Origin of the sequence: Solwaraspora sp. WMMB762 (genome assembly GCF_049179115.1) — a bacterium.
GTDB lineage: Bacteria > Actinomycetota > Actinomycetes > Mycobacteriales > Micromonosporaceae > Micromonospora_E.
This window is the reverse complement of record NZ_JBMHMD010000001.1, coordinates 1,993,774-2,011,479: the sequence shown is the minus strand read 5'-3', so window position 1 is coordinate 2,011,479 and position 17,706 is coordinate 1,993,774. Positions and strand designations below refer to the sequence as shown.

The window sequence follows — 17,706 nt, the reverse complement described above, 5'->3', positions numbered from 1 at the left end:
CAGAGGATGCTCACCAGCAGCGGCTCACCACCACTGGCGTACTGTCACGGTCGCGGCTCCGCTGTTGTCGCTGAGGTTGTCGTCGTTGATCGTGACCTCGAACCTGCCGCCGACCAGCCCGGCGGCTTCGTAGAGCAGGCACGGCGAGGTCGACGGCGTGCCGGTGTCCCGGGTGCCGACGATCGGGAACCATCTGCCGGCCTCGTACCATCCGCGCCCGCTGACGAAGGCCGCGCCGGCCGTCACCGAGCCGATCAGTGAGTAGGGAGGCTCACCGGGCGCCGGGTAGCCGGGCACGGCGTGCTCCCAGGAGTACCCGTGCACCGGCTTGACGCTGCCCCAGAAGTCGGTCCTGATCTCCCCGGTCGCGTCGACGCGCAGGGCATCGCCGTTCTCCAGGCCATGCGCCGCCAACCAGGGGGTCACGTGGTTGCCGGCGGCGGACCAGGGGTCGGACGTGTGGTTCGGCGTGGTCATGGGTGGCTGGCATTTCTGCAGGGCCGACGACTCCGGGGGCAGCAGGTAGCCGGTCTCGCGGCGGTACAGGCCCCAACCGGCGGCGGGCGAGCTGTAACCCGCGACCCGGTTCCACGTCGCCAGGGCGGCGTTGTCCTCGGTGGCCGGGTGTAGAAGGCCATGCCGCCGCCGACCGGTAGCGCGATCGGCACGTACCCCTCGATCCGGAACAGCGTGTACTCGTGGCCGGATGTCTTGCGGTCGCCGACGTTGCCGGCCCAGTTGGGGTCGGTGGTGAGGAAGTTGTCCGCGCGGTCGGGGCTCCACCAGTGGTAGAGCGGGGTGGTGCCGGCCGGCCTGGGGTTGTCGGGGTTGAAGACGTGCCCTTGGATGCCGACGCTGTGGTAGAGCGGGTCGGGCGCGCAGCCGGCGAGGCGGAAGTACTTGCAGGTCCACGCCGACTGGCTGGTGGTGAAGTAGTCGCCCCGGGCGGGGCTGAAGAAGGTGACGAGCGGGACCAGGGTGGGGCCGCCGGCGGTGGCCGGGGGCGCCGCGAGGGTCACCGCACCCGCCGTCGCGATCACTCCGGTGACGATCCCGGCGGCCAGCAGGCTCCGGATTCGGGCTAACGCAGTGGTGAACATCGATCATCCTCGTGGGGCTGAAGGTGGCGAAAGCAGGCACAGTCCAGCACCGGATCCCGGAGGTTGGCGTGAGTAGCGCGCCGCTCAAATCGGTGCGGCGGCTACTCACCCGGTGGTCGGCCGGGGATGTCCGCTGCCGACCCACCCCGATTCTTGTACGCTTGTACATGTACTTTTGTACAAGAACGGAGACGATCATGGCGTACGTGTTCCTCGCTGCCGCGATCACCGCCGAGGTGATCGGGACGAGTCTGCTCAAGTCGACCCACGGGTTCACCCGGCTGTGGCCGACGCTCGCCCTGGTCGCGGCGTACGTCACCGCGTTCGCCTGCCTCGCCCAGGCGGTGAAGACGATCCCGGTCGGTGTCGCGTACGCGCTGTGGGCCGGGCTCGGCACGGCGGCCATCGCCGCGATCGGCGCGACGTTCCTGGGCGAGCCGTTGACCCTGGCGAAGGTGACCGGGATCGGGCTGGTCATCGCCGGTGTGGTGGTGCTCAACCTGGGCGGTGCCCATTGACCGCCGACCCGGGCAGCGCGGCCAGCCGGCGTCCGGCGCGGCCCCGGGACCCGGAGGGCCGCCGCCGGGCGCTGGCCGCCGCCACCCTGGAGGTGGTCGCCGAGGTCGGCATCGGGCGGACCACGCACCGGGCGGTCGCCGCCCGCGCCGGTGTCCCGCTCGGGGCGACCACCTACTACTTTCCGACCCTGGCCGACCTGATCGTGGCCGGGCTGCGGCAGGCCCAGACGGACGTCGAGGCCGAGTTGCGCCGCTGGGCCGATCAGCTCGGCGACGGCACCGACCTGCCGGCCCGGCTCACCGGGCTGATCGGGGAGTACCTGGCCGACCGGGGCCGGGCGCTGACCGAGCTGGAGCTGTACCTGGCCGCAGCCCGCAGCCCCGAGCTGCGGCCACTGGCCCGCGCCTGGCGGGACCGTCTCTGCGAGATCCTGACGCCGCTGATCGGCGACCGCGCGGCGTACGCGGTCGCCGTCTTCGTCGACGGTGTCCTGCTGCAACACTTCGCCATCGGTGAGCCGCTGGACACCGCCGCTGTCGAATCGTCGATCGCCGCCCTGGTCAGGGTGGATCAGCCGGCTGCTGCCCGTGGTCGTCGGGCTGCTGCTGGCCGGCCGGCTGCCCGTCCGGGGTGACGGCGGCCGGCCCGTCCGGGGTGACGGCGGCTGGCCGGTTGTCCGGCTCGGCGGCGATCATCGCGGTGGTGTCGTCGATCAGGTCGGCCAGTCCGGCGGGGCTGAGTCCTTCGTCGGTGACCAGGGCGACGACCAGCAGTGTCTGCGCGGTGATGGTTTCGGCGGTGGCGGGCAGGGTGTCGTGCTGGCCGAGGGCGGCGTACATCAGGGTTTCCGCCACTGTCGGGTCGATGGCGGTGCCAGCCGGGTCGAAGCGTTCCCGGACGCTGGCGACGAAGCGGATCACCGCGCCCGGTTCGCCGGGCCGGAAGCGTCGGTCCACGGTGAGGACGAACAGTCCGCTGAGCAGGTCGAGGTATTCCTGCCACTGGTCGTCGTCGAAGCGGGCGAGTTGGCGTTCGTGTGCGCCGGTCTGCCCGGCGACCAGGTAGGTCAGGGCGGCGGTGGGTGCGCTGGTCACCGGCTCCTCCAGGTGCGGAAGGCGTCTTGCCAGATGTGGTGGCGGACGAGCTGCCAGAAGGTGCGGAACCTGACGTGGTGCCGGCCGGCGGCGACCAGCGACGCAGCGGTACGGGCGGCGACTCCGCGTACCTCGGTCGGTGGCTGATGCCCGGCGGAGCCGGCACCGTCGCCGGGTGGATCGCCGTCGTCGGTGTCGGCGGCGGCGGGTGGGGTGCCGGTGAGCGGGCGTCGGGCGGCCAGCCGGCGCAGCCGCTGCTGCGGCGGGTCGTAGCCGTTGGCGAGGGCGTTGAAGTAGCGGTCGAGGGCACCGGTGCCGACGCCGAGGCTGCCGCCGAGCTGGTCGAGGCGGGCCAGGGCGGTGCGCAGCCGGGCGGCGGCGGCCTGGGCGTACGGGTCGTCGCTGCGGGCCAGGCGGTCGGCGGCGGCCAGCACCCGGGGTCGGGCGTCGCCGGTGGTGCCGGCGGCGTGGGTGGCGTGCTCACGGGCGGTCCGCAGGCCGCGCATGATGGTGGCGACGCCGACCGGGCGGCTGCCCGGCAGCTGCGGCCGGGCGACGGTGACGGCGTCGAAGACTTCGCCGTACGCCTCCCACGCCTGGTGCAGGGCTTCCTCGTAGCGGTCGACGGCGAGCCGGGCGTCCGGGGCGAGCGTGTGGGCGTCGCCGAGCTGCTCGGTGACGTGGGTGACGGCGGTCTCCAGGGCCAGGCAGACCGCCCGCAGCGCGCCGATCGTGTCGGCGGCGACCTGCAGCGCTTCGCCGTCAGCGGCGTACTCCCGGGTGCTCATGCCGACCTGCTCAGCCAGGAGAACCGGGGCCGGTCGGCGGGGGTGTCGGCGACCCGGTTGGGGTCGAGCAGGGTCGCGCCGGGGCGGCGGAACGGCAGCCGGTGGTAGCGGTGCATCGTCGCTTCGGCTTCGGTCAGGTCCGCGCACGGTCCGGGCCGTCCACAGCCGAGACAACACCCGGTGTACGCCGAGGTGGTGTGGCGGTCGATGGTGCGTTGCGCCTCGACGACACGGGCGCGGGCGTACCGGGTGTAGTAGGTCCCGGAACGCTGGTCGCCGGCCGGGCGTGGCCGGGTGGGTGGTGGTGGGACGGTCGGGGTGGGGCGGGGGTCGGGTGTCACCGGACGTTGCCTCCCGTACGCGTGGAGATGGCACCCGCCGCTGATGCGACTGTTGTCGCAGGTGGCGGGCAGGTTGACGCACCCGGCCGACCGACAGGCGGCGTCGGTCGACCGGGCTCTTTGCGACGCAACTGGCTCCGGGTTTGCAGACCTGGGAGCGGGTTGCTCGGTCATCGTATATAACAAGTGATGTACGAGCAAGTTCGCTGGTCATCGCTTGCCATACCAACCGATTCATGGTCGAATGTGAGGTGCAGATCTGGGAGTAGACAATGCCCGCCAAACCGAAGTGGGCGCAGATTGCCGACGGCATCCGCGCCAAGGTCGCCACCGGAGAGCTTGCTCCGGGCGACAAGCTGCCATCGACCACCGAACTCGGTCGCGAGCACGGCGTCTCGGCGATCGTCGTGCGACAGGCGATCAACACGCTGAAGGCCGAGCGCGTCGTCGAAGGCGTGCCGGGAGTCGGCGTCTTCGTCGTCGACCCGAACGAGGCGCAGGACTGATCCTGTCGACACGCGTGGTAGGCGTCCTACCCGTCTGATGGCTTGCCGGGCATCGGCGGTGACCTCGGTAAGGCAGTCACTTCACAGGGCGAGTTGGCTACATCGCTGACCAGGGGAGGGCCGGCGATGCCACCGAGCGCCAAGTGGGTGGGACGCCGTCGCAAGCATACGGTAGTAGGTCGGGTCCGACGCGCTCTCGCCAGACCGCCAAGTTTCCCTCCACATCGCAGCGCTGTGTCGAGCCCTGGTCGCCGGGATCGTCGTCCTCGACACCATAATTGGTCAATGCTACGAGCATTGTCGCAGGCGCGCTCGCTGAGGAGAGTCGGCCGGACGACGCGCGAGGAGTGACGAACCTGGCTATCGCCGCCGACGCCTTCCCGCCTGACTTAGCTCCATCTCAATTACAGCCTGCCTACCCGGATGCGGGACGTCGTGCAGCAATGGTTGGTCGTAGGTCAAGGTTATAAGGTTAATAGACTTTGATAGAGTTCGTTCCAGTGGGGGAAGCCCGTTGTCGGCCACAATAATCTGACATGCTGGGTACGCCAGTGACAGGCGATACATTCTCTCGTAAAGCCTTTGGCCGGCAGCGACGTCGTCCGGAGTATTTCCGAGGCTAGTTCTAGGGCTGTCAAGCAGAAGCGCGTCGGGCATGAGATACTCGCTACTGCTTAACGAGTATGCCAGGTTGGCAAGGTAATAGGCGTCATTCGCGAGGGTCTTGCTGGCTCCGCTTACGCTTAAGCGATCGAATGAGTCTCCGTTGATTACGGGTAGGTAGGTCTGAGGGTCCAGTCCTGCTTCCTGATATCCAGCGAAGCGCAGTTCACGAATCTCTTCGTCGAATATTTCGCCTAACTCACCAATTCTGTACCTATTCTCTTCAACTCGTCGTCGTTCGTATGCTTGTTGTGTGCGGTTTGAATCCAATTGCTGGCCCAAGCGGCGTACTCTCGATTCGATTTCTTCGTGCTGGTTCCATTGATCTCGGAATCGCTCAATATCGCGCAAACGCGAGCGGGCTCGCTCACGGTCAGCTGCGGCCTCACTTGCCTGATCGATACTAGGAAAAATCTGCCTAGGATCGGCTTGCCTTTCCAGATCGCCCGCAGCTTCGAAGAGTTGTTCGCGGAGTCTATCTACTTGATTTGTCCACTCAGTGACATAATCTTCATCTTCTTTCAGAAGCATCCGTGCTTCTTCTTTCTGTGCCAGAATTCGAGTCACTATTGCATCGTGATCGCTCCGCAGTCTGGGGCCGGACCGAGATGGCTGGACCTGGGTGCAAAGAAGGCATAGCCCTGGATCAAGGTCGCGATCTGACACGGATTGTAGGCACCGTGGACAAACGCTAAATTCGAGACCTGAGATCGAATTGTGAGCGTCTGCCTCCCGCTGGGCTCTTTGTGCGTCGAGTTCGAGTTGTGCGAGCAAGGCACGACCTCGGTCGACTGCCACCTGCGCCAGCGTGCGCTCCGCTTCAGCGTCTGCCGCCGCAGTCCTGAGGGTTGAGATTCTCTTCCGGAGATTCTCCTGGTCTGCGCCGATTTCTGAGCCGGCCATCCGCTTAGCTTCCTCAAGGCGTCTCTCCGCCTCGACGAGGTCAGATCGTGCTTCTGCCTCTTCGGTTGACAGTTCGGCTTCGTGGGGTGCGCCAACATTGAATAGGAAGCGGCGGACGGTCTCCGCCTCCAATTTCGCCTCTCCCTGTGCTCGCTCTAGTGCGGCAGCATCAACCTCTAGATCTCGGATACGTTCATCAGACAAGCCGTAGGCCAACTCGAAAATAGCACGTCTTTTTCGGTTCGTGAAAGGATCGTTGTGTCCCGCCACCGATGAATTGACGTCATCCTGTGGTAGGTAGACATATCGGAAAAGGTCGAAGAAGGTTAAGGGCTCGCTGCCTGTCTCGCTGTTATTGCTTAGGCGTGCGATAGGAAACTTGAGAAGCTTAAGAATTTCGATGCCGGACCTCGGCATTTTGCCCGATGTGGCGGTCCATCGATGAGTGTAGCCACCTGTATGGGTGACGGTAACCTGATTCTGGCCTACCGCGCGGCTTAAGGTTAGTCGGTCTGCCCCAATCGTCACTTCCAATGTAACGAGCTGAAGGTTCTCTTCAATTGTCGTCATTAGCTTGGCGCCTTTGGCGCCAAGCGCGAATTTCAGAAGCTCTAGCATGCTGCTCTTGCCAGTTTTATAGCTTCCGGTGATGACGTTCAGTCCGGGCTTGAAATCATACCTGCTCGTGGCTTGAGTGGTCTTGAGGGCTATGCTATGAAACTGAAGATGGACTGCCATAATTCGATCCTTTATCGTATGCCAGATCAGATGTAGGTGCGGTGTGGGCGGTCAACTACATCGGGCAGGTTCTTGTAGATCAAATCTTTAAGTCGACTTCCGGTCGTGTTGAAGTTCGCCGCAATAAATTCGCAACGGCCGGCGGTTAGCTGCCAGGTAGGTAGGGAAATAAGCTGAGATGCGACTCGTTTTCCGTCCCCTGTAGCGGACATTCGCAGCCTTCCCTTTCCGCCCGAGCTTTTTATGAGACCAGTCCCGATGAGTATCCCGAGGATTGGATAATATCTATCATCCCATGGGCCATACTTATATCGGATCATACGGCTCTCTACTGCCAGTCGTTCGTTATCGGTTGCCCGCAAGTGAGCGGGAGGACCCTTGCTTGCCTCGGCAAGCGAAAGCCTCTCCAGCATTGCTGGATACCTCAGGAGAAAGTCTAGTTTTGCAAGCTTGGTCAACCCGTCAATTCCATTGCGTTTACTGTGGCTGAATGCTGAGATTAGTAGCAGAATTCGGGCGGCGTGATAGTCTAATCCGTTGTCGCGCGGAAGTTGATGGTAGATGCCTGCTTCAGGATCAGGCATGACTATCACCGTTGAACATCGGAAGTGCTAGCTGTGTATGCTGGTTTCGGTTCTTGGCTCCAGTGTTCCAAGGAGCCTCGTATTGCGGATCGAATTCATCGGACCACCAAATCTTGCATTCGTCTGTTAATTGGTATACGCATCCCATAAGTTCCGGCAGCCCGACGGGAATCCTTGGACTTAGGTCGGCGGCAGAAATGAACTGACTTAGCTCCATATGCATCTGGGTTCCATACGAAGCTTCTGCCTTCCTTGTGCGCGTTTCCGCGACCAATGCATGATGCAGAATCTCTGCTCGGATCCTGCCGACCTCGTCGGCAACCGGGCTCGGTACGTCGGGGCGGAAGCTGGCCTCAACTTCATACCAGCGTCGACGTAGGCGAGGGGCTGCTGAAACTACGGTAGGTCCGAGCATTCCGGCGCGGAGTTTGCGGGACATTGCTGTTCCGCTTGCGTTCTGTTCGTCGATGGCGTCGTTGGTTATAGGTATCCCGCTATCTTGAAGTCTTCGTAGAAATCGGGCTTTGGTGATCATTCGGACGCCTTTCGAATGGTTAGCAAGGTCATTGCCCACCATCCAATCAACATCTGGCTCGTGCGGATCGAGCCCTCGAACGGCTTCGTCGACAAGGTTGAACGCGGCGTCATAGGCCGCTCTGGCGAAGCCAGGACGCACGCCCAACCTGGCCAAAGTGGGTCGGACCGTATCGTCAATGACGAGCGCCCGCATGCTGTGCTCATCTCCGCCAGTGCTGTACATTTCTAATGCGGAGAGAAATTCGATGACTTCGTCCACGCTGCTAGAGCCAAGAGCGGACTGCAGGGCGCTAGCGTACCACTTCAGTGCATCCATGTCGCGAGAGTCGGGTTTGGTGGACAGGATTCTGGATAGCTCCCGTGCTTGGTTCTCGCCAACCTTGAATCCGTTATTTGTCACCCATAGGCACGTGTTTGTCTTTTCGCTCGCAATCCAACGTTCATAGAGGACCTTAAAGCCTCCTTTGGATGGCAAGTCGGCGAGTGACCAAGCTCCTTGATCTTGGTTTCGATGCTTTACTGAGACGAGGAGGTGTGGCTGTGTGCCGTCTGGTCCAGCACAGACATAGTCTGTATGCCACTCGCACAGCACCCACGGTCGCGGCCGTGTAAGCATCGCGAAGCACTCGCGAGTCGTGCACGCGTACTGGTACGCGTACCATTTTGCCGTCTCGTGGCCTCGGTCCTCCACCGGCTTCTCGGACAAACCGGGTCCAAGTAGCGGCGCAGTCTCTTCATGCACGTACAGCACGCTAGGGCCTGGTTGCCCTCTGTGTCCACTGCCGGTACGTACTTCCGCTCGGATACGTGCGGCACGTTTGTGAACTACAAGACGCTTGCGAAGATTGTGATCTTGAGGTATGGCGTTGGGTCTACGTGTCGGCAGTCAGGGCTTTTGCGTAGTCGACGCTCCGGGTTGTGAGCAGGGCAGATGCGAGGTGAATGACGACGCGGAGGCAAGTGAGCCGGCAAGGTCTCCGTCGCTGCAGGAGCAACGAGATCTCTCCGCACTGAAGTCGGCCATGTCCCATCGACTCAGCGCTCCTTTGCGGCAAACTGCTCCATGATGCCCACCCCGGGTTGTCCGCCGGTGTTCAGCAGGCTCGGTAGATGTAGGTAGGGCCGCCGGGTGCGGTGACGTCGACGTCGCGGCGGACCACGGAGACGTTCGCGCCGACCGCGGTGCACGCGGTGGTGTAGGCGTCGTCGGTGTACTCGATGTCGATGACGTCGTCGCCGTACACCTCGGTGTAGTCGCCGCACTCGGCGTAGCGGCCACATTCCTCGGCGATCGCGAAGTCGAGGCCGGCGGCTCTGCCCCGGGCGCCGAGTTCGGTGGTGTTCTTCTGGCCGATGGCCAGCCCGGCGGCGTGGGCGTGCGGGGCAAGCAGTTTCAGGTATTCGACGGCGTCGTCGAGGGTGAGCAGGTCGTCGGAGCGGTCGTACGAGTCGATGTTGTCGGGTTCGACGGCCTGGAAGCCGTCGGCGGCGCAGCCGTCGATCCATCCGTTGACGATGTCGGCGATGGCGGTGCGCTTCGCGGCGGTGGAGATGTCGAGCAGGATCTCGTCCCAGTCGCCGTTGACGACGTACTCGCCGTCGGCGTCGCGTAGCAGCAGGTCGTCGTGGTTGCGCTGCCACCAGCTGACTTCGTGGGGCTGGACCTGGAAGGCGTTGACGTAGCAGATGGTGTAGCGGCCGGCGGCCGGGGACGCCTCCCGGTCGCGGCTGACCACCGTGACACCGTCCGGTGGGGCGTACGGCTCGCCGATCTGGTAGTCAAACCGGGCATCGACCGGCGGCAGAATGACCCCGGCGGCGGCCGGGGTGGCAGCTGCCTCGGCGGCCGGGTCCGAGTCGACGCCGACGCTGGCGGCCACGAACAGCGCCCCGCCGACAAGCACGGCACCGGCGACGAGACTGACGGCAACGGTACGCGGCACCACGACTGGCCTCCGGGCCTGAGCTTCAGTGCTGGAAGACCGTGTCAGTGTGCCATTCGAGCAGGTCGTGGTCGGGGCGGCGGGCCTTCTGCTCGGGTACGGCGATCTGGGTGCCGGCGCGGGCGTAGAACTGTTCGCCGTTGCCGAAGTCGTCGCGCAGGCGTCGGCTGACGAGCAGCCGATACTTCGGGTCGACGCCCAGGTAGCCCTGGTCGAAGAGGATGTGTACGTCGGCCCGCAGCAGCATGCCGTTGTCGATGCGGTGCTCGCCGCCGGCGGCCACCGGGCGGATGTGCGCCGCCTGCAGCGCCGGCCGCAGTTTGCTGTCGGTGATCGCGCAGCGCCGGGAGTACGTGTCGAGGACGACCGCCTTGAACGACTGCTGCCCGAGGCGCTGCGGCCGGAGCCGGGGGTCGCCGAACACCGGTCCCGGCCGGTGCCAGGAGCCTTCCGGGTCGACCCGCACCTCGCCGCCGAGCAGCAGTTTCGTCAGGTGTTCGAAGTAGTCGAAGTGCGTGCCCGTCGACAGGTCGTAGGTCTTGCCCTGGGTGAGGTTCGACGGAAACTCTGGCGGTGGCTCCGGCTGCCGGCCCTCGGGGAAGAAGACGGTGTCGCGGATGAAGATGCAGCCGATCACCGGGTCCTCGCCGGGGCCGATCGGATCCTTGCGGTACTTGCCGATGTCGCGGGCCATGTCGGCCAGGGAGCCCGCGCCGTTGGCCTCGCCGAACAGCCCCCACGCTTCCGAGAGCCGCAGCTTCGCGAAGCCGCTGAAGAAGCCGCCACCGACGATGCGGTTGTGCGGGTAGCGGCTCTTGAAGAAGAACGGCTCGCCGGGGGTCAGGACCTTGAAGCTGCCGCCGCCGGGCCGCCAGAAGTTGACCTCGTTGATCTGCGGCCGGGCGGCGAGGAAGCTGCGCCACTCGCCGTCGGTGACCCCCACGAACGCCTTCACCCGGTCATCTTGCTCGGCAGGCGGCGCAGCCCGGAATGGGCCGACCGGCTGACAGTCGAGAGTGCACCTTGCCGGCGCGGGCCGAGCGCGGTTGGATGCGGGACTATGCGGGAGCTGCCGGCGTTCGGAGTCCAGTTGGCGCTGTTGGCCGGGCGACGCGGTCTCGACGCCGGCTCGCTGGCGCGCGGTACGGGCACCGCCGACACGGTGATCCTGTCGGTGCTCGCCGGTGGCGAGCCGGACCCGTCGCTGCTGTGTCGGCTCGGCCCCGTCCTCGGCCTGCACCGGAGCGACCTGTTCGTGATCGCCGGTCAGCCGGTGCCGGACGATCTCACCCCGCTGGACGCCACCGCGTCGAGCGCGCTCGGTTGGCTGGCCTGGTCGCTGACGTACCTACCGGGTGCCGTACCGGAACTGCACCAGCTTGTACGCGCGATGCCGCAGCAACCCCGCCCGGCCCCGCCGCCGCCGGAGCCACCGCGCCACCGGCGCCTGCGCGGCCCCGGTGGCCTGGTGGTGCGCCTGCTGCAAAACCGGAACCTGGGCCTGCCCGGCTCCGCCAAGTACCTGTTCGGCATTGGCAAGGGTCCGATGCTGTCGGCGTCGACGATCGGGTTGATCGGCGGTGCCGAGAAGACGTTGACACCTGAGCTGCTCGCCGGGTTCGCCGCGTTCATCGACATCCCCCGGGACGACCTCAGCGCGCTGACCGGAATCGACCTGGCTGGAGTCGACCAGCCGGCCCACCCGGACGCGGCCAAGGTCGCCGAGCTGATCTGGGCGGCCCGCCGGCTGACCGCCGACCAACTGCAACAGGTCGACCGTCACGCCCACGCCATCCGGCATCAGCGCACCGACGAACTCGAACCCTGGCTCCGATGCAACTGCCACGACCCTGCCTGACGCCAGGCCGCATGAGACGGACGGGCAGAACGCGACGTGATCGGCGCGGGCGGTTGACGGCAGTGGTTAGCGTCGGCGCATGGTAAGTGGGCTTCTTCGGCGGATCTCGGCCGTCCTCGGTGCTGCGGCGGTCGGTGTGGCCGCCGCTGTCGTCACGGCGGCCGGGCCGGCTGCGGCGGACGTCACCCCGGCGGTGACCGGCTACGTGTGGGCCAGCAACCCCAGCGCCGCCAGTCACACGGTGCCGATGTGGACCTCTGGCGGGCACACCTACTACTCGTACGCGAAGAATCCCGGCGGCGGGGCGATCACCGTGACCCGGTCCGGTGCCGGCGTTTACCAGGTGCGTTTCGGTGGGCTCGGGTCGCTGGTGACCGGCGGTGGGGGAGTGGTCCACGCCCAGGCGTACGGTGCGGCGGTCCGGTTCTGCACCGTGGGCTCCTGGTATCCGTCCGGCGTCGATCTGCTGGTCAACGTCTACTGCTTCGGGGCCAGCGGTGCCCGGCAGGACGCGTACTTCGTGGCGAACTTCGTCGAGGCCAGCGGCTCCACGCTGGCCGCCGACGGCGTGTCGTACCTCTGGTCGAATGATCCGACCTCGCCGATGTACACCCCGAACAGCTGGTACCGCTTCGACGCCGGTGCGGGCACACCATGGGTGGCGCGGGACGCGCCCGGTTCGTACGCGGTGAAGCTGCCCGCCTCGGCCGCCCAGACGCAGGACACCTTCTACCAGATCACCGCCTACACGTCGGCGGCCGTCAAGTGCAAGGTGGTAGGCTACCTCGCGGACGGGATCGCCCGGGTGCTGTGCCGCAAGGCCTCCGGAGCCTTCGTCGACTCCCGGTTCACGATCACCTGGACGATCCACAACCTGCTGCAGCAGATCGCTCCGACAGCGCTGGCGACGGTCGACGACACGTACCCGTCGGGTGGGCCGGCACCGGCGATCACCTGGACCAACGGCAGTTCGGTGAGCGGCGACTACGCCGTCACCCGGACCGCCACCGGGCGCTACGAGATGTTCTTCCCGCAGATCATCGACTACTCCGGGCACGCCGTCGCGTACGCGCTGGGCTACCAGGACGCCCACTGTCACGTGCAGTACTGGCACCCGGTCGGCACCACCGACATGAAGGTCGGCGTGACCTGTATGAACAGCGCCGGCAGCCCGGTCAACACCCCGTTCATGGTCGGCTTCACCTGGTAGGGCGCGACACGCGGACACCCAGGCAGGGCGTCAGGACTTCCGGAGTCGGCGTAGCCACTCGATGCCGAGCCGGTGGCCGTCGGGGAACTGGTCGTCGCGATCCCAGCGCCAGGTGGTGATCATCGCCAGCACGAGCGTTCGGCAATCTCGGAGCAGGTGGTGATCGACGCCCGGGTACCGGTCGCCGACCTCGTCGGGGGCGTGGGCCAGGTCGAACTCGACCGGTCCCCGGCAGCACGTCTCGAAGTCGATGAAGAGCAGGCCGACCGGGGTCGAGAGCAGGTTGCCCGGGTGGGGTTCCCCGTGCAGGAGTTGTTCGGGCCGGCCGCTGTCGCTGACCGCTCGGCGCAGCCGGTCCAGCTTGTCAGCCAGGAAGATCCGGTCCGCTTCGGCCAGCCTCGGGGTCCGGTCGCGGTCCGCCACGAGCGCCTGGGCCTCGGAAACCCGGTCCGTGAAGTGCGGAGTGGGCAGGTCGACCCGGCGCATTCCGGCGTGCAGACGTCCGAGCGCATCGGCGTAGTCCGCAGGCGGGATCGATCGAGTCACCGGCTCGTAGTAGGTCCACAAAGTGACCACGTAGTCGTCCCAGGCGAAGACCTCGAGAGCTTCCAGCGCGGCCACCGGGCTGCCGACCTCGAACAACCGCTGAGCGATGTCCACTTCACGCTGGGCGCACTGGTGCGCCGCCGGTGCCACCTGCGCCAGCACGTCGCAGGGCCGCAGCCGCAGGGTGAGCTTGTTCGAGTTGTGCAGGACGGCGGCGTCGTCGACGGTCAAGCCGAGCGACGCGGCGATCGACATGGCTGCCTGCGTTGCCCGCTGGGCCGCCTCCGCCTGCATCGGACCACCGTAACGTCAGCTACGTTTCCTGGGCATGAGCCACGATCGTCAGGTGGGCAGGGTGCGGCAGCTGTCGCGTTACCCGGTCAAGTCGATGCTGGGGGAGGATCTGGACCGGGCGTACGTCGACGAGGCGGGCATCGCCGGAGACCGCGCCTTCGCAGTGCTCGATTGTCTCACCGGCAGGGTGGCCAGCGCCAAGAACCCGCGCCTGTGGCGGGACATGCTGACCGTACGGTCCACGTTGCTGCCTCCCGACGCCGCCGGTGCCCCGGCGGTCCGGCTGACCATGGTGGACGGTATGACCGGGACCGTGACGGTGACCGGCCACCGTGATTCGGCGCTGTCCACGCTGCTGGGCCGGGATGTGCGCCTGCTCGACCGGGCCGCGCCGGGCGCGACCATCGAGCGGATGGACCCGGACCAGGTACGCACCGACGACGACCTGTCGCGCGCGCAGACCGCCAGCTCCGTGCTGGCTGCCGGCTCGCCACCGGGTACGTTCTTCGACTTCGCGCCCCTGCACCTGATGACGACCGCGACACTGACCGCCCTCGCGGCCCACTCAGGTCGGCCGGTCGACGCGCGCCGCTTCCGGCCCAACGTTGTCGTCGAGGTGCCCGACCCGGGTGCCGGTCTCGTCGAGAACCTCTGGCCGGGGCGTCGGCTGCGGATCGGTCGCGACGTGGTCGCCGAGGTCGTCGTCGCGACCCCACGGTGTGTGGTTCCGGCGCTGCGGCATGGTGACGTCGAGCCGGATGTCGCGTTGCTGCAGGTGCTGAGCCGGCACAACCGTCTGCGTCTGGAGGGCGTCGGTGTTCTGCCGTGCGCCGGGGTGTACGCGCGCCCGCTGGAGTTCGGCGTCATCCGCTCCGGTGACCCGGTCGAGTTCTGCTGACGGTGCCCGTACTCGGTGATTCAGCGTGCGCGGCGGTAGTGCATGGCCACCGCGCCGTTGCGCAGCGGCTTTGCTGAGAGCAGTTCGAGCTGGCGGGTGCCGGGCAGCCCGCCCTGGTACAGCGTCGGCCCGTGGCCGGCGATCCGGGGATGGACGAGCAGCTTGTACTCGTCGATCAGGTCCAGCCGGTCGAGTTCGGTCGCGAGCGTGCCGCTGCCGAGGAGGACCCCGGCCGGGTTCGCGTCCTTGAGCTTCCGCACGCCCTCCCGCAGATTGCCGGCGATGTGGTGACTGTTGGTCCACGGGAAATCGGTGCGGGTCGACGACACCACGTACTTGGGTTTGGCTTCCAGCTTGACCGCCCACTCGCGTACGGCCGGCGGCGTTTCCTGGTCGCCGCGGGCGACGGCCGGCCAGTAGCTCTCCATCATTTCGTAGGTGACGCGACCCCACAGCATTGCCCCGCTGGCGTCCATGAGGCGGGTGAAGAGGGCGTGCGTCTCATCGTCAGCGATCCCCTCCTGGTGGTCGACGCAGCCGTCCAGGGTGAGGTTGAGGCTGAAGGTGAGCAGGCCCATGGCCGGCGAGTCTAATGCCGCTACGGTGTCACCGCCTGCGACTCTGACCTCGGGATGCACCTGGAGGACGCCGGGACCATCGCTCGTGCGACGATCAGGTAGTCAGAAGCCGGTCGACAAGGGTCTTGAGTGTCTTGGCGTCGTCGGTGCCGAGCGGGTCCACCAGGTGGCGGCGGGTCGCCGCCTCCAACGCCGGCAACGTAGCGTCGATCACGCGTCTACCGTCCGGTCGTAGGGCGACTTCCACCCCGTTCGGGACCTTGGCGCGGGCCACGTAGTCGCGTTCGGTCATCCGGGTCAGCAGATGCGACAGCCGCGTCCGGTCCCAGCCGAGCGCGGCGGCGAGAGCGTTCTGCCGTTGGCTTCCGCCGGACTCGTGCAGGCAGACCAGGACGCTCAGTTCCGGCTCGGAGACGCCGGACGCGGTGGTGGTTTCGACGATGACAGCGGCACGGACCGTCTCGTAGGCGCGTTTCCACCGCAGCCACAGTTCAGTCCCCTCACCTGCGCCATCTGTTGACATGTCAACACCTCTCCTTCTAGGGTACGGCCCAGACAGAGACCACTCAGTCGTAGGAGGGCTTCTCCGATGTTCGATCCTCGGCGGCACTACGCCAGCCTGCGCCTAGTGGCGCTGCTCCCACTCTTCCTGTTCCTCCCCGCCGTGATCGCCTTCTTCGTGGACCCGGACGTCACGTGGGGAGAGTACTTGGGTGTCTTCTTCCACCTCTCGATCCTCTTTCTGGTCTCACGCCTGCCAGCGGTGCCGTGGGCCAAGGCGGCCGGCTACGGCTGGGTGGCACTCGACGTACTCGCCGGCATAATGATGATCAACGGGATCGAGTACGAGACCGCGTGGGCGGTCCGGCTCGGTGGCCACGTCCTCGCCGGGGTCTGGATCGTCACGAGTTCCCTGGCGAGCCACTTCTGGCCGGTGCGCGTGGTCGGCGTTCTCACCGGCGTATGGCTCGCCGGGTACTCCTTCGTCGGTACCCACCTCGCCGAGGAGTTCCTACGCCCGGCCGGCATCATGATCCTGGTCTGGTTCGCTCTTCTCGCCACCTTCGACGGCAACCAGCCGGAGCGCCCGGCGGTGGCGGCCAGCGTCGCGTGAATCGTGGGACCAGCCCTACGGGCTCGCTGGTCCAAGATTCGCCAGGTATGCCTTGATGATCTATAGAGGACTGTGACGGCTGTCACAGGTATAGGGTCGTAAGTCGGAGCCTTACAAGGGTGCCACCTGCGCGTCCACAGCTGACTCCAACATCATCCGGTAGCGGTCCGGTGACCCAGGGTTGACGAACCCAAATGGGTCGTTGACTATGGCAATGGCGGTTCAACAAGCAGGGTGTAGGCCGACCGGCCGCACAGAGTCGCCGTCGCCGTTGCTGCTGTTTCCGCAGCATCAACCTCCGTCCTCGCCATTCCAAATCCTGGAAATGACGCGTGGATTCGCAAGCAACCGGGATGGTTGCTCGACAAAAGGAGTTAGCCGCATGGGTGTGCCCGGTAGAACCCGTATTACCCGGGGTGCTCGGCGCCTCGGTGTCATCGCGCTGGCCGTGGCCGTCGCGCCCGTCCTGTCCGCCACCGGGGCCACTGCGGTTCCGGCCGAGGTGGAGACCAAGCCGACCCGGGTCGCCGGCTCCGATCTGAGCACCAGCAGCTCGCTCGCGCCGGTGCAGCTGCCGGGTGACAAGACCGCCCGCACCTATTCACCCGCGCAGCTCAAGGCGTTCGAGCGCACCGGCGGAGACCCCGACGTGCTGGCGTACTGGACACCGGAGCGGATGAAGGCGGCCAAGCCGCTGGACGCACCCGGCGACGCCGTGTGGGTCGAGAACACCGCGCGGGCCATCGCCAGCAAGACGCCCACGGTCGTGACCAAGCCGGTGGCCGCCACCGTCGCGACGAAAGAGATCGCTGCCCCGGATCCGGTGACGAACTTCTCGATCACCAACGGCAAACTGTTCATCGGCGGCTACGAGAGCGGCTCGTGGTGCTCCGCCTCGGCGGTCGCCACCTCGTCCAAGCGGGTGTTGATCACCGCCGGCCACTGTGTCCACAGCGGCCAGGGCGGTGACTGGCTGAGTAACCTCGTCTTCGTGCCGAAGTACAACGCCTTCAACGCCGACCACGACCCGGTCGGCCGGTTCCAGGCATACCGGTTGCGGACGTTCAACGAATGGATGAACAACAGCAACCTCAACCGGGACGTCGGCTGGGTGACCACGTTCTCCGGTGGTGACTGGAACACGACGGTCGTCGACACCGTCGGCGGGCATGGCCTCGCCTACAACGGCGGCACCGAGTTCGATGTGTCAATTTTCGGATACCCGAGCAACCGCGACGGCGGGGACAAGATGTGGGCCTGCTGGGGCACCGCCGTCGACAACAGCATTCTCGACAACCGTTCGAAGATCACCTGTAACTTCGGTGGCGGTTCCTCGGGCGGTCCATGGATCTGGAATTACAGCAACGCCACCGGTCTCGGCCATGTCCGATCGGTCATGTCCACCGTTGACGGCAGCGGAGTGAACCGGGGGCCGTATTTCGACACGGCGGTCCTCGACGGCACGAACGCCGCCAACGGCGACTGGTAATCT

The 17,706-nt window shown here is 66.1% G+C and carries 21 protein-coding genes; 8 read left to right on the top strand and 13 right to left on the bottom strand.

The features are described from left to right. Positions 1–24: 24 nt before the first annotated feature. Together ACN27J_RS08880 and ACN27J_RS08875 are read right to left on the bottom strand one after the other, a co-directional pair. The gene (locus ACN27J_RS08880; protein ID WP_421365056.1) at positions 25–477 is read right to left on the bottom strand and encodes a hypothetical protein; all 453 of its coding nucleotides are present in this window, start codon (positions 475–477) and stop codon (positions 25–27) included. Next, entirely contained in the window at positions 474–1,100 is a 627-nt protein-coding gene (locus ACN27J_RS08875) for a hypothetical protein (protein ID WP_421365055.1), read from the bottom strand. Before ACN27J_RS08875 ends, ACN27J_RS08880 begins: the two co-directional genes overlap by 4 nt. A 194-nt stretch (positions 1,101–1,294) precedes the next feature. On the opposite strand from ACN27J_RS08875, the gene ACN27J_RS08870 reads away from it, so the two are divergent. Together ACN27J_RS08870 and ACN27J_RS08865 are read left to right on the top strand one after the other, a co-directional pair. Further along, the gene (locus ACN27J_RS08870; RefSeq protein WP_353850380.1) at positions 1,295–1,618 is read left to right on the top strand and encodes a DMT family transporter; all 324 of its coding nucleotides are present in this window, start codon (positions 1,295–1,297) and stop codon (positions 1,616–1,618) included. Beyond that, a complete protein-coding gene (locus ACN27J_RS08865; protein WP_421365053.1) occupies positions 1,615–2,253 on the top strand; it encodes a TetR/AcrR family transcriptional regulator in 639 nt (212 codons plus the stop codon). The genes ACN27J_RS08870 and ACN27J_RS08865 overlap by 4 nt, the downstream gene beginning before the upstream one ends. Here ACN27J_RS08865 and ACN27J_RS08860 read toward each other — a convergent pair. From ACN27J_RS08860 to ACN27J_RS08850, 3 genes are read right to left on the bottom strand one after another with little or no spacing between them, the layout of a single operon-like run. Beyond that, entirely contained in the window at positions 2,180–2,713 is a 534-nt protein-coding gene (locus ACN27J_RS08860; RefSeq protein ID WP_421365051.1) for a hypothetical protein, read from the bottom strand. The genes ACN27J_RS08865 and ACN27J_RS08860 overlap by 74 nt on opposite strands. After that, a complete protein-coding gene (locus ACN27J_RS08855) occupies positions 2,710–3,501 on the bottom strand; it encodes a hypothetical protein (RefSeq protein ID WP_421365049.1) in 792 nt (263 codons plus the stop codon). The genes ACN27J_RS08860 and ACN27J_RS08855 overlap by 4 nt, the downstream gene beginning before the upstream one ends. Continuing rightward, positions 3,498–3,842 carry a hypothetical protein gene (locus ACN27J_RS08850; RefSeq protein ID WP_421365048.1) on the bottom strand — a complete coding sequence of 115 codons (345 nt, stop codon included), beginning with the start codon at positions 3,840–3,842 and terminating at the stop codon, positions 3,498–3,500. Before ACN27J_RS08850 ends, ACN27J_RS08855 begins: the two co-directional genes overlap by 4 nt. Positions 3,843–4,114: 272 nt before the next feature. On the opposite strand from ACN27J_RS08850, the gene ACN27J_RS08845 reads away from it, so the two are divergent. After that, the gene (locus ACN27J_RS08845; RefSeq protein WP_421365047.1) at positions 4,115–4,348 is read left to right on the top strand and encodes a winged helix-turn-helix domain-containing protein; all 234 of its coding nucleotides are present in this window, start codon (positions 4,115–4,117) and stop codon (positions 4,346–4,348) included. Positions 4,349–4,708: 360 nt separating this feature from the next. Here the strand turns inward: ACN27J_RS08845 and ACN27J_RS08840 are convergent, their stop codons facing one another. The 5 genes from ACN27J_RS08840 to ACN27J_RS08820 form a co-directional block, all read right to left on the bottom strand. Beyond that, positions 4,709–6,652 carry an AAA family ATPase gene (locus ACN27J_RS08840; protein ID WP_421365045.1) on the bottom strand — a complete coding sequence of 648 codons (1,944 nt, stop codon included), beginning with the start codon at positions 6,650–6,652 and terminating at the stop codon, positions 4,709–4,711. Positions 6,653–6,678: 26 nt separating this feature from the next. Further along, positions 6,679–7,236: a hypothetical protein gene (locus ACN27J_RS08835; protein ID WP_421365044.1), complete on the bottom strand. Its 558-nt coding sequence runs from the start codon at positions 7,234–7,236 to the stop codon at positions 6,679–6,681. Then, positions 7,229–8,089 (bottom strand): hypothetical protein, encoded by an 861-nt coding sequence (locus ACN27J_RS08830; RefSeq protein ID WP_421365043.1) that lies wholly within the window; start codon positions 8,087–8,089, stop codon positions 7,229–7,231. The genes ACN27J_RS08835 and ACN27J_RS08830 overlap by 8 nt, the downstream gene beginning before the upstream one ends. Before the next feature lie 778 nt (positions 8,090–8,867). Continuing rightward, a complete protein-coding gene (locus ACN27J_RS08825; RefSeq protein ID WP_421365042.1) occupies positions 8,868–9,716 on the bottom strand; it encodes an endo alpha-1,4 polygalactosaminidase in 849 nt (282 codons plus the stop codon). A gap of 25 nt (positions 9,717–9,741) precedes the next feature. Further along, positions 9,742–10,671, bottom strand: a complete 930-nt coding sequence (locus ACN27J_RS08820; protein ID WP_421365041.1) for an HNH endonuclease — start codon at positions 10,669–10,671, stop codon at positions 9,742–9,744. Between the two features lie 105 nt (positions 10,672–10,776). Here ACN27J_RS08820 and ACN27J_RS08815 point away from each other — a divergent pair, with 105 nt between their 5' ends. Continuing rightward, entirely contained in the window at positions 10,777–11,574 is a 798-nt protein-coding gene (locus ACN27J_RS08815; RefSeq protein ID WP_421365040.1) for an XRE family transcriptional regulator, read from the top strand. A gap of 79 nt (positions 11,575–11,653) precedes the next feature. Beyond that, complete coding sequence (locus ACN27J_RS08810; RefSeq protein WP_421365039.1) at positions 11,654–12,784, top strand: hypothetical protein; 1,131 nt, start codon at positions 11,654–11,656, stop codon at positions 12,782–12,784. A gap of 30 nt (positions 12,785–12,814) precedes the next feature. On the opposite strand, the gene ACN27J_RS08805 is transcribed toward ACN27J_RS08810, so the two are convergent. Further along, positions 12,815–13,624 (bottom strand): phosphotransferase family protein, encoded by an 810-nt coding sequence (locus ACN27J_RS08805; RefSeq protein ID WP_421365037.1) that lies wholly within the window; start codon positions 13,622–13,624, stop codon positions 12,815–12,817. A 34-nt stretch (positions 13,625–13,658) separates the two neighbouring features. Between ACN27J_RS08805 and ACN27J_RS08800 the strand changes: the two genes are divergently transcribed. Next, positions 13,659–14,522, top strand: coding sequence for an MOSC domain-containing protein (locus ACN27J_RS08800; RefSeq protein WP_421365035.1), 864 nt, complete (start codon positions 13,659–13,661; stop codon positions 14,520–14,522). 20 nt (positions 14,523–14,542) lie between these two features. Here ACN27J_RS08800 and ACN27J_RS08795 read toward each other — a convergent pair whose 3' ends face one another. Both ACN27J_RS08795 and ACN27J_RS08790 read right to left on the bottom strand, forming a co-directional pair. Next, positions 14,543–15,100 (bottom strand): dihydrofolate reductase family protein, encoded by a 558-nt coding sequence (locus ACN27J_RS08795; protein WP_421365034.1) that lies wholly within the window; start codon positions 15,098–15,100, stop codon positions 14,543–14,545. Positions 15,101–15,194: 94 nt separating this feature from the next. Further along, positions 15,195–15,623, bottom strand: a complete 429-nt coding sequence (locus ACN27J_RS08790; RefSeq protein ID WP_421365032.1) for a MarR family winged helix-turn-helix transcriptional regulator — start codon at positions 15,621–15,623, stop codon at positions 15,195–15,197. Positions 15,624–15,689: 66 nt separating this feature from the next. Here ACN27J_RS08790 and ACN27J_RS08785 point away from each other — a divergent pair, with 66 nt between their 5' ends. After that, on the top strand, positions 15,690–16,214 hold the full coding sequence (locus ACN27J_RS08785) for a hypothetical protein (RefSeq protein ID WP_421365030.1): 525 nt from the start codon (positions 15,690–15,692) through the stop codon (positions 16,212–16,214). Between the two features lie 271 nt (positions 16,215–16,485). Continuing rightward, a complete protein-coding gene (locus ACN27J_RS08780) occupies positions 16,486–17,703 on the top strand; it encodes a trypsin-like serine peptidase (protein WP_421365028.1) in 1,218 nt (405 codons plus the stop codon). Positions 17,704–17,706 lie beyond the last annotated feature (3 nt).